Annotated in this window: 15 protein-coding genes and 1 pseudogene; 5 read left to right on the top strand and 11 right to left on the bottom strand. The window is 68.7% G+C overall.

The window, feature by feature from the left end:
• Positions 1–2 precede the first annotated feature (2 nt).
• Positions 3–1,130 (top strand): epoxide hydrolase family protein, encoded by a 1,128-nt coding sequence (locus QF046_RS05405; protein ID WP_307367013.1) that lies wholly within the window; start codon positions 3–5, stop codon positions 1,128–1,130.
• Positions 1,131–1,161: 31 nt separating this feature from the next.
• Here the strand turns inward: QF046_RS05405 and arfB are convergent, their stop codons facing one another.
• Positions 1,162–1,605, bottom strand: coding sequence for an alternative ribosome rescue aminoacyl-tRNA hydrolase ArfB (gene arfB / locus QF046_RS05400; protein ID WP_307367011.1), 444 nt, complete (start codon positions 1,603–1,605; stop codon positions 1,162–1,164).
• Between the two features lie 4 nt (positions 1,606–1,609).
• Complete coding sequence (locus tag QF046_RS05395) at positions 1,610–2,221, bottom strand: NAD(P)-dependent oxidoreductase (RefSeq protein WP_307367009.1); 612 nt, start codon at positions 2,219–2,221, stop codon at positions 1,610–1,612.
• Positions 2,222–2,458: 237 nt separating this feature from the next.
• Between QF046_RS05395 and QF046_RS05390 the strand changes: the two genes are divergently transcribed.
• Positions 2,459–3,007, top strand: coding sequence for a Dps family protein (locus tag QF046_RS05390; protein ID WP_307367007.1), 549 nt, complete (start codon positions 2,459–2,461; stop codon positions 3,005–3,007).
• A gap of 123 nt (positions 3,008–3,130) precedes the next feature.
• Positions 3,131–3,715, top strand: a complete 585-nt coding sequence (locus QF046_RS05385) for an alpha/beta fold hydrolase (RefSeq protein WP_307367005.1) — start codon at positions 3,131–3,133, stop codon at positions 3,713–3,715.
• Between the two features lie 45 nt (positions 3,716–3,760).
• On the opposite strand, the pseudogene QF046_RS05380 reads toward QF046_RS05385, so the two are convergent.
• From QF046_RS05380 to QF046_RS05360, 5 genes and pseudogenes are all read right to left on the bottom strand, one after another.
• Positions 3,761–4,337: pseudogene (locus QF046_RS05380) on the bottom strand (1-acyl-sn-glycerol-3-phosphate acyltransferase).
• A 96-nt stretch (positions 4,338–4,433) separates the two neighbouring features.
• Positions 4,434–4,724: a Fe-S cluster assembly protein HesB gene (locus tag QF046_RS05375; RefSeq protein WP_307367002.1), complete on the bottom strand. Its 291-nt coding sequence runs from the start codon at positions 4,722–4,724 to the stop codon at positions 4,434–4,436.
• A 108-nt stretch (positions 4,725–4,832) separates the two neighbouring features.
• Positions 4,833–5,345: a DUF6328 family protein gene (locus QF046_RS05370; protein WP_307366999.1), complete on the bottom strand. Its 513-nt coding sequence runs from the start codon at positions 5,343–5,345 to the stop codon at positions 4,833–4,835.
• A gap of 60 nt (positions 5,346–5,405) precedes the next feature.
• Positions 5,406–6,422 carry a DUF2804 domain-containing protein gene (locus QF046_RS05365; protein ID WP_307366996.1) on the bottom strand — a complete coding sequence of 339 codons (1,017 nt, stop codon included), beginning with the start codon at positions 6,420–6,422 and terminating at the stop codon, positions 5,406–5,408.
• Complete coding sequence (locus QF046_RS05360; protein ID WP_307366995.1) at positions 6,419–7,657, bottom strand: MFS transporter; 1,239 nt, start codon at positions 7,655–7,657, stop codon at positions 6,419–6,421. Before QF046_RS05360 ends, QF046_RS05365 begins: the two co-directional genes overlap by 4 nt.
• A gap of 170 nt (positions 7,658–7,827) precedes the next feature.
• Here QF046_RS05360 and QF046_RS05355 point away from each other — a divergent pair, with 170 nt between their 5' ends.
• Positions 7,828–7,977 (top strand): hypothetical protein, encoded by a 150-nt coding sequence (locus QF046_RS05355; RefSeq protein ID WP_307366993.1) that lies wholly within the window; start codon positions 7,828–7,830, stop codon positions 7,975–7,977.
• A gap of 19 nt (positions 7,978–7,996) precedes the next feature.
• On the opposite strand, the gene QF046_RS05350 is transcribed toward QF046_RS05355, so the two are convergent.
• Positions 7,997–8,575, bottom strand: coding sequence for a carboxymuconolactone decarboxylase family protein (locus tag QF046_RS05350; protein ID WP_307366991.1), 579 nt, complete (start codon positions 8,573–8,575; stop codon positions 7,997–7,999).
• A gap of 40 nt (positions 8,576–8,615) precedes the next feature.
• Positions 8,616–10,109 carry an MDR family MFS transporter gene (locus QF046_RS05345; protein ID WP_307366990.1) on the bottom strand — a complete coding sequence of 498 codons (1,494 nt, stop codon included), beginning with the start codon at positions 10,107–10,109 and terminating at the stop codon, positions 8,616–8,618.
• Positions 10,110–10,272: 163 nt separating this feature from the next.
• On the opposite strand from QF046_RS05345, the gene QF046_RS05340 reads away from it, so the two are divergent.
• Positions 10,273–12,354: an ABC transporter ATP-binding protein gene (locus QF046_RS05340; RefSeq protein WP_373425664.1), complete on the top strand. Its 2,082-nt coding sequence runs from the start codon at positions 10,273–10,275 to the stop codon at positions 12,352–12,354.
• On the opposite strand, the gene QF046_RS05335 is transcribed toward QF046_RS05340, so the two are convergent.
• Both QF046_RS05335 and QF046_RS05330 read right to left on the bottom strand, forming a co-directional pair.
• Positions 12,351–13,124 (bottom strand): SDR family NAD(P)-dependent oxidoreductase, encoded by a 774-nt coding sequence (locus QF046_RS05335; RefSeq protein ID WP_307366988.1) that lies wholly within the window; start codon positions 13,122–13,124, stop codon positions 12,351–12,353. The genes QF046_RS05340 and QF046_RS05335 overlap by 4 nt on opposite strands.
• Before the next feature lie 7 nt (positions 13,125–13,131).
• Positions 13,132–14,070: a glycosyltransferase family 2 protein gene (locus QF046_RS05330; RefSeq protein WP_307366986.1), complete on the bottom strand. Its 939-nt coding sequence runs from the start codon at positions 14,068–14,070 to the stop codon at positions 13,132–13,134.
• Positions 14,071–14,087 lie beyond the last annotated feature (17 nt).

Genomic DNA, 14,087 nt, shown 5'->3' with positions numbered 1-14,087 from the left:
CGATGACTGCAACTGCAACGCCGCTGGAAGTCCCCGACTCGGAATTGGAAGACCTGCTGGATCGGGTTCGGCACACGCGCTGGGCCACGCGATGGCCTGTCGACGCCTGGGAGGGCGGAACCGATCAGGACGAGCTGCGCCGGCTGGCCGAGTACTGGGGGAGCGGATTCGACTGGCGCGCGCAGGAAGCCGTCATCGTCGAGCTGCCCTGGCGGAACACCATCATCGACGGGACCGCGCTCTCGTACCTGCGCTTCGATGCGGAGCGTCCGGGACGCACGCCCGTCCTGCTGGTGAACGGCTGGCCGAGTTCCGCGCTGGAACTCGTCGACGTGGCGCGACGGCTGGCGGAACCGTCGCGGTTCGACGGTGAAGCGACCGAATCGGTCACCGTGATCGTGCCCGCGCTGCCGGGTTTCCCGTTCTCAGCGGCGACGCCGTCGCTGGATGTCCAGACGCATGAACTCCTCCATCGGCTGATGACCGAGTCGCTAGGGTTCGACCGGTACGTCGCGCACGGCGGCGATCTGGGGGCGGGCATCGTGTCGCGCCTGGCGGAGGCGCATCCGGATGCCGTCGCCGGGCTCCATCTGCTCGCCGTGGCGTCTCCGCTCGAAGTCGACCCGTCGACGGTGACGACCGCGGAGCGGGCGTATCTGGACGAGGCCGCCGCGTGGAATGCCTCCGAGGGCGCCTACCAGCATCAGCAGCAGACGCGCCCACTCACCCTGGCGCCGGCACTCGCGGATTCCCCCGTCGGCTTCCTCTCCTGGATCCTCGAGAAGCATCGCGCCTGGAGCGACTCCGGCGGCGATGTCGGCAGCAGATTCAGCGACGACTATCTGCTGACCCTCGCCTCGCTGTATTGGTTCACCGGCTCGATCTCCACCTCGCTGCGACCGTACTTCGAGTACGCCACCGGACACACGAAGCGGGTGGCACGGGTGGAGGTCCCCACCGCGGTCGCGATCTTCCCGCACGACCTCACCCATCCGCCGCGCAGCTGGGCGGAGCGCGTGTACGACGTCGACAGGTACACGGTGATGCCCCGCGGCGGGCACTTCGCACCGCACGAGGAACCGGCGCTGCTCGCCGACGACATCCGCGAGCTCCTGGATCTCGTCGTCTGAGCGCTACGGATGCGCAGCGTCGTGCAGGGCGTCAATCCTGGGCGTCAGGACGCCGTCGGCCGCTCTTCGTCTCAGAGCGACGATGCTTCCCTTCGAGTCTGCGCCGTTGCGAGCCCTTGGTGGGGCGCGTCGCGCGCCGCACCGCGCTGGGCATGACGGCATCCCGCAGCAGCTCGGCGAGCCGCTCCCTCGCCGCGACGCGGTTCTGACGCTGGGAGCGCTGCTCGCTGGCGCTGATCGTGAGCACGCTGCCCGCCAGCCTCGGAGCGAGCCGGGTCAGCACCCGTCGGCGCTGGGTCTCGTTCAGTGCACGGGTGGTGGCCAGATCGATGCTCAGCTGCACGCGGGAGTCCGTGGTGTTCACTCCCTGTCCGCCGGGCCCCGACGACCGGGAGAACTGCTCGACGAGCTCGACCGCCGGCACGACGAGACCCTGCGGTGCGCCCGGCCCCGGCATCACGTGCAGATCATCCATCGTCTCAGCCGCTGACTCCGACGGCCGCGCCGATCAGAGAATCATCCTCGAGCGCCCGCAGAAGATACGCGGCGAGATCATCGCGGGAGATGGACCCGCCCAGCGTGCCCTTCTGCCCCACCTGCAGCGCGCGTGTGCCACCTGTGGCCGGCTTGTCGGTGAGCCCGGTGGGACGGACGAGCGTCCAATCCAGACCCGACCGCATCACGGCAGCCTCCTGTTCGTCGTGGTCGGCGAGAGGAACGGCCAGCACCGCCTTCATCAGCACCCGCAGCGGCGTCGGCATGAGCGCGCCCGAGTCGCCGGCACCCAAGGATGACTGCACGAGCAGACGGCGGACACCCCCAGCCTCCATGGCATCGATGACCGAGCCCGTCACCGCCGCGCGATGCCGACGCACGCCCTTCGCGCCGCCGACGGTGACGGCCACGGCATCCGCTCCCGCAATGGCGTTTCGCACCATAGCTGGGTCGGTCGCATCCGCGGCGACCGCCCGCACGCCGTCGGGCGCCGCTCCACTGCGAGACAGGGCCGTCACCTCGTGCCCCGCCGCATGCGCGAGCGCCGCGAACCGTGCCCCGGTGCCCTTCGACCCGCCGATGACCGTGATCCTCACGCTGTGCCTCTCTCGCGTACATCTTCACTCAGCGTAGGCGAGCGGCGGCAGTGGGCCGCGTCAGCCGAAATACTCTGCGCGGACGTGCCGTTGCCCAACCTATGAGCGTCTCCGAGCCCGGACGGTGCGCCCGACGCCGGGTGCTGTCAAGCCCCTCGATCACGCCGTGAGCCGGCGGATAGCGTGACGGGCGTATTCGATCGCCGCGGTGCGCGGCGAGGAGTGTGAGGAGACAGCATGGCTGACACGAAGAAGAAGTCCGCGACCCGCAGCGCCGCGCCCGAGTCGGCCGCGAAGCCCACTCGACGCCAGAACGCCGAGAAGGGATTCACGGCATCGCCGACGCTGACGGCGAACCTGCAGTCCGTGCTGGCCGATCTGATCGAGCTGTCGCTGCAGGGCAAGCAGGCGCATTGGAACGTCGTGGGCCGCAACTTCCGCGACCTGCATCGCCAGCTCGACGAGATCATCGCCGCCGCACGCACGTTCAGCGACACCGTCGCGGAGCGGATGCGCGCGCTGCACGCCACCGCCGACGGACGAAGCTCCACGATCGCGAAGACCACATCACTGCCGCCGTTCCCCGCCGGAGAAGTGTCGACGGAGGAGACCGTCGGGCTGATCACCGAGCGGCTGGAGACGACCGTCGCCACCATGCGCGATGTGCACGATCAGGTCGACGAGGAGGACCCCACCTCCGCCGACGTCCTGCACGCGATCATCGAGAAGCTGGAGCAGTTCGCCTGGATGGTCAGCGCCGAGAGCCGCACGCCTGCCGGGCGCTGACTCCGAGCCTGCACCGCCCGCGGACAGGTCTCGCCACCATGCGAACTTGTCTGCGGGCGGATGCGTGAATACGGTGTTCAAGGCGGATCGCACAATCGGTGCGACGGCCGATCATCGCGAGACATGCAGGAGAGCACCGTGACGCAGACCAGCACCTTCGAGCCCGACGTCCGTGCTGTCCCGTTCGTCGATGAGGGCGAAGGCCCGGTCACGCTGACGCTTGTCACCCGCCGCGACCTCCAGGCCGACGGCCTCGGCGTCGTCGCGCACTACCTCGCCGAAGAGGCCGGTTTCCGGGTCGTCCGGATCGGTGCGCGGGCGGAGTCGGACGGGATATCCGACAGCGACCGTGCCGCCGATGCGCTCGCCGTGCTCGACCACCTCGGGATCGCCGACACCTGGATCGGAGGGCACAGCGCCGGCGGCACGATCGCCCGGGTGTTCGCCGCCGAGCACCACGAGCGAGTCAATGGACTGCTGCTGCTGGGCGTCGAGGATGCCGAGATCGACCTGGCCGCAGGCATCCCGGTGCTCATCATCCAGGCCTCAGACGACGAGGTCACCCCCGCTGTGCACGCCGAGAAGCTGCAGGCGACGGCTCCCGAGCGCGCCAGCATCACCCGCATCCCGCACGCAGACCACTACTTCCCGGCCACCCACCCCATCGAGACGGCCGTCGTGATCGAGGAGTATCTGGACTGGGACTGACACGTCCGACGCTCGAGCTGTCGGGCACGCACGCGGATCGGGGCCTCAATCCGCAGATGTCTCCTCACGCAGTCGCGGTTCGACGCGGTGCGCGGGGTGGAAGCCGGACTTGTCCGCATAGAAGGCGCGGATGCGGTCCATGTCCGCGGTGACGTCTCCGGTCAGATCGATGGTCGGGCCGAGGCCGGTCGTCATCGTCGTGCGGTCGACGAAGCCGAGGGTCACAGGCATCCCTGCCTCGCGGGCGATGCGGTAGAAGCCCGACTTCCAATGCGAGTGACCCTTGCGCGTGCCGTCGGGAGTGACGACCAGGCCGAACACCTCGCCCGCGTGCACCCCGGCGACGGCATCGCCGACGATGCGGCCCGGGTCGTCGCGATCGACCGGGATGCCGCCCAAGTGCCCGCATGATCGGACCGCGCCAACCGGCGAAGAGGCTCTTCTTGCCCAGCCAGCGCAGGTCGATGCCGAGGCGCCATGCGATGGCGAGCATGAGCACGAAGTCCCAGTTCGACGTGTGCGGAGCGCCGACGAGCACGGTCGGGCGGGACGGGGCGGGCTCTGTGCGGAGCGTCCAGCGACTGAAAGTCCAGAACAGGCGCGAGAGAAGACGACGCAGCATCCCTCCACGGTAGGTGAGCAGGCATGCGCGCCGCGGCATACGAAGGGCCGTCGTCCTGAGTTGCGGACGACGGCCCTTCGTGCTGATGAAGTCGGCTCAGGCCGGCTGGGGGAGGAGGGTGAACGAGACCGAGCCCTCCTCGTCGACAGAGGCGTCCAGCACCTTGTCGTCCAGTGCCTCGGCGACGGCCTGCTCGAGGAAGACCCGGATGTCCTCATCACCGATGACAGCGTCACCGGGTTCGGGGGTGGGGGCGATGGTCACGGCGAAGCGGGGCTCGGCGGCCGTCCCCGACGAGTGGATGCGCAGTCCCGCATCCGGCGTCGTGCTCTGCTGCGCGACGATCGTCGCGGCGATGGTGTTGGCGTTGTCGGTCAGGGTGAGCATTCAGCTCTCCTTCCGGTTGCGGACACCGCACCGTCCAGCGCGGTGTCCGGGCCACGATTCCGCACTCCGTCCGGTGATTCAACCTGAGGACGGGTACTCGGAGGCCATTCACATGTGCGAGGAGGCCGGGCGCTCCTCGTCCGTGGCCCCTCCCGAGCGTCGTCGCAGCAGCGGCGGCAGCCCGACCCACAGCAGCAGGATCACGACCACGCCCAGTGCTGCCGCGACGATCGCGGTCGGCCGGTTCAGCGCGACGTCGAGGATCAGTGCGACCACACCGACGGTCACCGCGCCGATCACGGCGAGGTTCGCCTTGACCAGTCGGTCGGCCACGCGCACGAGCTGCACCTTGCGGCGCTCGTGGAACAGCATCCGGTGCAGACCGACGGGCGTGAGCGCGAGCACCGTGGCCGTCGCCGCAAGCAGAACGAGGGTGATGTAGAGCCCGCGCTGGAGGTCGTCGAGCTCGGCGAAGCGCGGCTGGAAGGCGACGGCGAGCAGGAAGCCGGTGAGGATCTGAGTGCCTGTCTGCATGACCCGCAGCTCCTGCATCAGCTCGTTCCAGTTGCGATCCGCGCGTTCAGATGGGGTCTCGCCGGGGCGAACGGCCTGTGAGTTCATGGTTCAGCACGGTATCGGCTTGGCTGCGGCAGGGGAAGACCACTTGCCGTCATCCGTCTCTCACCACCTGTTGTGCACATCTTCGGCCCAGCCGAGGATGCCGTCGAGGTCGATCCACGCGCCATCGTCCGTGCGCACTCTTCCCGACCAGTGTCCGAAGCTCTGGTTCGCGATCGACGCGACCACCAGCATGTCGGTGCGGCTGGAGCGCACATGGAACGGGGTGAGTTCCAGCTGCATGCGATCGTTGCGCACCCGCCAGGGCGCCGACCAGTCGGAGGCGTCGAACTCCCACGCCAGGGGAGCCGCGACCTTGTGCACGCGTCCGTCGACTGTGAACGCGTTCTGCGAGACGCCATGGCGGATCGCGAGCGGACCGCCACCGCCCAGCTGCAACCCGATGCGGCGCTCGCCGCACATGCCGGCGCCCGCTCCCCAGTTCCAGTGCGTGCGGTATGGCAGCCGGCCGCGCAGGTGGTCGAGGATCGCCCACGACGATCCGGCGGGCACCTCGTGCGTCACGCCGTCGATCTCGATGGTGCCGTGCGCCGGCCGATCCACATCCTTCACGGTGAACTCCGCGAGGAAGGGGCTGAACGGGGCTGCAGTGCCCATCGCCTCGTGCAGCGGCGGCAGGCCGGCCACGACGTCGACCTTCACGCGGGGAGTGCGTGCGAGCAGCAGCGTCCCTGCCTCGGCATCCGTGAACTCCAGGCTCGCACCGCGCCCGATCGAGCGCGCAGGGCCTTGTCCCAGCGTGCCCGGCAGTTCGACGCCGAAGCCGAACGGACTGATCTCGAACGCGTCGATCTCCTCGCCGGAGGCACGATCCAGCACCCACACGCCGCGGACGTTGGCGTAGTCGAGAGCCCCGATGGTCAGCGCCACGATGTGGGTCGGCGTCGTGACGGCCCAGTACTCCCAGCGCTTGGTGCGCCCCCAGCCGCGGATGCCTTGACCCACCGCATCCGTGTCGATCAGCGATCTGCGCGCCCAGCCGATCGCCGCCGGATTCTGCAGCCCGCGCGAAGTCAGCAGCGCCACGGGGGCGGTGATCTCGCGGTCCGGCGCGTTCATCGCACGCTCCGGATCGGGATCACCGTCAGGGCACCCAGGACGGCGAAGACGATGCCCGCGATGAACACGGCGGAATACCCGCCCGAGAGCAGGATCAGCACGCCGACCAGCGCGGGGGTGAACGCCTGGGGAAGCGCGGTGGCGATGTTCAGGATGCCGAGATCCTTCGCGGCCTGGTCGGCGGCGGGCAGCACCTCGTTCATGAGTGCGGTATCCACGCTCATGTAGATGCCGTAGCCGACGCCGAAGACCGCCGCCAGGGCGAACATGCCGGTCAGGGAGGGCAGGAGCAGCGGGATCAGGAGGGACACCGCCATGATCAGCGAGGACACGAACACGAACACCTTGCGACGACCGGTGCGATCGGAGATCCGTCCGCAGAAGTAGGTGGTCACCAGAGCGCCGATGAGCATCACGGCGGTGATCAGGGTGCTCACCCCCGTGGACTCGGCGTCGGAGAGTCCGATGTAATCGCGAAGGATGTAGAGCAGGTAGGACTGCACGCTCTGGTAGGCGAGGATCAGGAAGAACCGGCCGGCGAATGCCCACCAGAAGTCCGGGTACCGTCGCGGGCTCACCCAGAAGCTCGCGAAGAACGCGCGCCATGAGAACGGCTCGCGATGCATCTCCCGTGAGGAGAAGTCGCGGTTGAACACGACGAACAGCACGCACACGATGAGGAAGCCGATGCCGAAGGCGGCATAGCCGATCCCGATGCTGTTCACCGCAAGGCCGGCGAGGGCGACGCCGGCGCCCATGCCCACGAAGATGCCGAGCGCGACCACGGCGCTGGCCACTCCGAGTCGCTCCTTCGCGAACCTGTCCGGCACTATCGCGGAGCCGACGGTGGCCACCGAGTTCACGCACAGCATCATCAGGATCCAGTACAGACACACTGCCCAGATCGTGCCCGCTCCGGCGAGGAGGACGGTGAACAGCGCGCCGGTGGCTCCGCCCAGCAGCATCCACGGTGCCCGCCTGCCGAGCCGGCTGCGCGTGCGGTCGGACAGCGCGCCGATGAGCGGATGGATGATGATCGTCGCGATGGAGGAGGCCGTCATGACGATGGCCAGGTTGGCGACCTTGTTCTGCTCGTCGATGCGCGCGATCTGATCGGGCACCAGGATCACGATGAATCCGGCGTACACCGTGAGGATCGCGGCGTTGAGCAGGAACAGCCAGGTCAGCAGCCCGGTCTGACGGACGACGGGGCGGGAAGGAGCGACGGTGCTCACGGGCATCCTTTCAGGCGCGACGATGCGCAAGGCGGCGCACGCACATCGACGAGCGAACACCGGATTCGGGTGCTCCCACTGTACGGCTTGCATTCGCGCGCGGGAATCACCCGGGTGCGGCCTGTTCGGTGAACGGCGCCAGGGCCCGCGGCAAGGCGTACCATCGAGGGATGGCTGAGAAGCAGGCACCTGTCACCGAGACGTCGTCTCTCGCCGCGCCGCCGTCCCTGCAGCTGCTCGAGACGGACGCGGCCGCGGGGCTGTGCACGAACGGCTACTGCGTGCTGCCGTCGTCCCTGAAGGCGTCGCCGGGCGACTGACCGCCCGCTGCGGATGCCATCACCCGCGTCCCGCCCGCGTCAGCATCGCGCTCGCCAGGGCCGGTGGGAGCAGCGGTTCGTCATCGAGCGGAACTGCCAGGGCCAGCAGGGCGCGGCTGTAGTGATTGCGAAGGCTCGCGGCGAGCGTGATGTCGAGGATCTGCCGATCGTCGAAGCCGTACTGCCGGAGCCGCTCGCTGTCGGCATCCGTCATCGACCTCGCATCCGTGGACAGCTTCGCGGCGTAGCGCACCACCGCTTGAAGTCTCTCGTCGAAGCCGTCGTCCTCGTCCTGAGCGAACCCGAGAAGGCCGGCTTCGTCGAGAACTCCCGCCTTCAACGACTTGTGGCCGTGCGCGAGGAGGCAATGCGGCGAGCCGATGGCGCGCGCCGCCCCCAGCGTCGCCGCCTCGTAGACGCCGATGCCGATCGAGGCGACAACAGCTTTCACCAGCGAGACGAACGCATCCTGAGCCTGCGGGTTGAGTGCCATGGCCTGGGTGTAGCGGTGCACGTACCCGTCCGCGTCCACATCTGCCTGGTACAGGCGCGCCACAGCCTCCGACGGTTCGTCCAGAGCCGGAGGATCGATGATCATGCCGTGACGGTACTCTTCCGAGGCCCGTCACGGAAGGGCTTCAGTGACCCATGTGCTCGGCCGGGCCCCCGCCGTCGTCCTCCGGCTTGCGGATCAGGAACGCACCGACGATCGTGACGGTGGCGATGATCGCGCCGATCGTCAGCGACGTGCGGGTTCCCGCTGCGACCGCGCCGGCGACCTCCGTGCCGCCGCCCGCGTTCACGGATGCGGTGAAGATCGTCATCATCACCGCGATCCCGGCGGCGCCCGCGACCTGCTGCACGGTTCCCACCACAGCGCTGCCGTACGAGTAGAACTTCGGTTTCAGCGATGCCAGCGCGGCTGTGAACAGCGGTGTGAACGACAGGGCGAGGCCGACCGATAGCAGCGTCTGCGCCGCCATGACGAGCCAGACGGAACTGTCGACCGTCAGCGTCGTGAACAGCCACAGCATCGCGGCGGCCAGGATCGAGCCCGGGATGAGCAGGATGCGGGTGCCATGACTGTCGTAGATGCGGCCGATGAACGGGCCCAGCAACCCCATCGCGAGGGCTCCGGGCAGGATGACCAGTCCGGCGTCGAGCGCCTTCAGCTCGAGGGCGTCCTGCAGGAAGAGCGGGATGATCGTGATGGCGCCGAAGAACGCCAGCGACAGCAGGAACATCTGCGCCATCGACAGCGAGAAGTCGCGAGAGGCGAACACGCGCAGGTCGAGCAGCGCGTCATCGTTCTTCTGCAGGAGGACCTGACGCCACAGGAACAGGCCCAGTCCGACGACGCCGACGGCGAGGGAGATCGCCAGGGGAACCCAGCTGCCGCCCTCGCCGAGACTGCCGATCTGGCTGAGTCCGTAGACCAGCCCGCCGAACCCGAATGCCGACAGCACGATCGACAGGGCGTCGATCGGCGCGCGGGTGGTCTCGCCGACGTTCGTCAGCCAACGCCATCCGATGAACATCGCGACCAGCGCGATCGGGAGCACGACGACGAAGATCGCCCGCCACCCGAAGTGGTCGAGCAGGAACCCCGACATCGTCGGCCCGATCGCCGGCGCCAGCGAGATGACGATGCTGACGCGGCCCATCATGCGGCCGCGGGATGCCGTGGGGACCAGGTTCATGATCGTGGTCATCAGCAGCGGCATCATCACGGCCGTGCCGGACGCCTGCACGATGCGCGCGCCCAGCAGCATCGGGAACCCGGTGGCCAGCGCCGCCAGCAGCGTTCCGATCGAGAACAGCGTGATGGCCGCGAGGAACATCTGCCGCGTCGTGAAGCGCCGCAGCAGGAATCCGGTGATCGGGATGACGACAGCCATGGTCAGCATGAAGGCGCTCGTGACCCACTGCGCGGCGATCGGCGTGATCCCGAGGTCGGTGATCAGGTGCGGGATCGCCATGCCCATCGTCGTCTCGTTGAGGATCGCGACGAAGGCGGCGGCGAGCAGCACCCAGATGACGGCCATGTCCTTGGCCGGGATGACGCCAGGCGCCGTGCGCCGCGTGGGAGACGAGCCCTGGACGGGGGTGGTGCCGGTGTCGGCGATCGACATGGGTCTCCTCAGGAGATCAAGAAATGCGGGGGTTCTCGCGAGTGCGACGGACAGCGCTAAAGAATAACCGGTGCGGCCGACATTCCATTCCGATTCCCCGAATCTTTTCGATGAACGGGCCGAGGGCGACCATCGACGGTGAGGCGCGCATTAGCCTGGGGCGATGAGCATGGGTGGCGGTCGCGGTGGGGGTGGTCGCGGATTCCGCGGTGTCGACGAGGCAGCCCAGAAGAAGTTGAACGCCGAGGCGCCGAGAATCGCCGACCTCGGCAAGCGCGTCGTCGGACTGTTCCGCCCGTACCGGGGGCGGATCCTGCTCACAGTGGTGCTGGTCGTGCTGGGGGCCGCGATCGCGGTCGTCCCGCCCCTGCTCGTGCAGCGGATCTTCGACGACGCCCTGTTCCCCCTGGGCGGCGGCGAGCCCGTGCTGGGTCTGCTGCTGCGCCTGGTGCTGATAATGGTCGGGCTGTTCCTGCTCTCGGCGGTGCTGGGCGTCGCGCAGACCTGGTTGACGTCCACGGTCGGCAACAGTGTCACGGGCGACCTGCGGGTGCGGCTCTTCGAGCATCTGCAGGCGATGGAGCTCGGCTTCTTCACCCGCACCAAGACCGGGGTGATCCAGTCCCGGTTGCAGAACGACGTCGGCGGAGTGTCCGGCGTTCTCACGAACACGATCACCAGCATCCTCGGCAACATCGTCACCGTGATCGCCTCCCTCGTCGCGATGATCCTCATCGACTGGCGGCTGACGCTCATCGCCGTCGTGCTGATGCCGATCCTCGTGCTGGTGCAGCGGCGGGTCGGCCAGGTGCGCGCGCGCATCGCCGGGCAGACGCAGGAGTCGCTCTCCGAGCTGACCGCGATCACTCAGGAGACGCTGAGCGTTTCGGGCATCCTGCTGTCGAAGTCATTCAATCGTCAGCGCACCGAATCGGCGCGGTATCAGCAGGAGAACCGCAACCAGGTGCGTCTGCAGGTACGCCAGGCGATGAGCGGACAGCGGTTCTTCGCCGTGGTCCAGGTGCTGATGGCTTCCGTTCCGGCGGTGATCTACCTGGTGTCCGGCTACCTGGTCGCCGGGGGCACCGGCGCGATCACGGCGGGAACGGTCGTCGCGTTCACCACCGTGCAGGCTCGGCTGCTGATGCCGATGATGGGCCTGATGCGGGTGGCGCTGGACCTGCAGACCTCCTCGGCCCTGTTCGCGCGCATCTTCGAGTACCTCGACATGGTTCCCGAGATCCAGGACGCGCCCGACGCGATCCCCGTCTCGCGGGCGCCTGGCCCGCGTGGTCAGGTCGAGTTCCGCGACGTCGTCTTCCGCTACCCGGATGCCGCGCCCGATGCCAGGCCGACGCTGCAGGGCGTGTCGTTCGTCGCCGAGCCCGGCCAGCAGGTGGCTTTCGTCGGTCCGTCGGGGGCAGGCAAGACCACGATCCTGTATCTCGCGCCACGGATGTATTCGGCGGCATCGGGATCGGTGATGTTCGGCGGCGCCGATGTGCGCACCCTGACACAGGAGTCGATCATCGACGACGTCGGGATCGTGTCGCAGGAGACCTACCTGTTCCATGCCACGATCCGCGAGAACCTTCTCTACGCGAAGCCGGGGGCCACAGAGGAGGAGCTGATCGCCGCGTGCACTGCGGCGAACATCCACCACATCATCGCCGGTTTCGAGGGCGGCTACGACACGGTCGTCGGCGAGCGCGGCTATCGGCTGTCCGGCGGCGAGAAGCAGCGCATCGCGATCGCCCGGGTGCTGCTGAAGGACCCGCCCGTGCTGCTGCTCGACGAGGCCACGAGCGCTCTGGACACGGTGTCCGAGCGTGTGGTCCAGCAGGCGCTCGACCATGCGGCGGCGGGCCGCACGGTGCTGTCCATCGCGCACCGGCTGTCGACGGTGATGGGTGCCGACATGATCCATGTGGTCGAGGCGGGGCGCATCGTCGAGTCGGGAACGCATGCGGAGCTGCTGGCGGCCGGTGGTCTGTACACCGAGCTGGCGGCGCAGCAGATGGCCGCATCGAACGTGCTCACCGATGAGACGGGGACGCTGCAGCACCGGCGCGCCGACAAGGCGCCTCGCGACTCCGCCGGCGAAGAGACCCTGGCCGGCGAAGAGACCGTGGGCGCGGGGACAGCCGGAGAGACCACTGCCGGTGAGGATGCGGTGCGCGTGCTAACGGGGCAGATCCCGCTGCTGGACGGCGCGCACCCCGGCCCGGAGGCATACCCGGGCTAGTGGACGGACAGGCCGCCGTCGACGAACAGTGAGTGGCCGGTCACGTACGACGATCCGGCTCCGGCGACGAAGACCGCCGCGCCGGCGAAGTCGTCGGGCAGGCCGTTGCGGCCGATCATCGTGCGCGCGGCGAGCTCGGCGATCTTGGCCGTGTCCTCCTGCAGGCGCGCGTTCAGGGGAGTGAGCACGAAACCGGGCACGAGGGTGTTGCTCGTCACACCGGTTCCGCCCCATGCCTCGGCCTCGGAGCGCATGAGCGATTCGACCGCGCCCTTGGAGACGCCGTAGATGCCGCTGGAGACGAAGGCGCGGTGCGCCTGCTGCGAGCTGATGTGGATCAGACGCCCGAAGCCGCGCTCCGCCATGCCGGGGGCGTAGCGCTGGCCGAGCAGGAACGGGGCGAGCGTGTTGACTGTGAGCGTGAGGTCCCAGTCCTGTTCGGTGATCTCAGGGATCGAGGGGCGGATGTTGATACCGGCGGAGTTCACCAGGATGTCCGGCTCCCCGAACGGCTCGACAGCGGCCTCGGCGGCGGCGAGGATGCCGGCGCGGGTGCTCAGATCGCCGATCACTCCGGCGGCCCGGCATCCGGCATCCGTCAGCTCGCGCACCGTGGCGTCGATCCGCTCCCGGCCCCGCGCGACGATCACGGTCGCGGCGCCCGCCCGAGCGAGGGCGCTCGCGATTCCTCGGCCGATGCCGGAGGAGCCTCCGGTGACGACGGCCGTGCGTCCGTGCAGGGAGAAGAGGGAGTCGAGATAGGCGTTCATGGATGGCTCACCAGGCCAGGGCGGCCGCGAGGGCCGGATCGGGATCGACGTGTGCGTATTCGGGGAGGGCGCGCAGTTCGCCCTCGAAGGCGTCCAGTGCCGCCTGGTAGGCGGGGTCGGGATGCTGCTGCGCGATCTGACGCAGCGGAGGCAGGTCCATGGCGAGGATCAGATCGAGACGGCTGATGACGGCGGCGGTCATGCCGGCTTCGTGAAGCACGCGGATGCCGCCGCGCAGTGCCGCGAGGTAGTCGTGCAGCACCGGCAGACGATTCTTCCCCTGGGTGATGGAGGTGCCGTCCGCGCGCAGTCGCCAGTGTGCCACGATCTCGGGGATGACGTCGAATGCACGAGCCTCGGTGTACATCCGCTGCGCCACGATCTGGTCCTCGTAGGCGACGTTCTCGGGGAAGCGCAGGTGCTCCCAGACGTGCGTGCGGCTGAGCTTGGACCAGGCGACGATGTTGGCCGTCGCGTGCGGGTGCTCGGCGAGAGTGACGCCCAGGCGGCGCGGCGAGGTCGCCCGCTGCACCCAGGGCTGCACCCGGCCGGGACGGTAGCCGCCGGTGGACTCGCGGGTGCGCACATAGGCGCCGGCGACGAAGTCGCTCCCGGACTCGTTCAGCGCATCGAGCCAGAGGCTGAGCGCGCGCGGAGCAAGTTCGTCATCGGCATCCAGGAACCCGACGAAGGGCGTGTCGATGCGGTCGAGCCCGATGTTGCGGGCGGCGCCGAGGCCGCGCGCCTCGTGATGGTGCAGCACCTCGAAGCGGGGATCGGATGCCGCAGCATCCGCGAACACCGCCCTGGTGTCGTCGACCGAGCCGTCGTCGACGAGCAGCGCACGCCAACGCGGTTCGCTCTGCGCCTGCAGCGAGGCGATCGCCGCTGGCGCGAACGAGGCGATGTCGCGCCCGGGGACGATCATGGTGACGAGCGGATTCACGTCCCGATCCTATGGTG

This window comes from Microbacterium sp. W4I4 (genome assembly GCF_030816235.1).
Lineage (GTDB): Bacteria > Actinomycetota > Actinomycetes > Actinomycetales > Microbacteriaceae > Microbacterium.
Note: the sequence above shows the minus strand (reverse complement) of the source record. Positions and strands in the feature narration are given on the sequence as shown.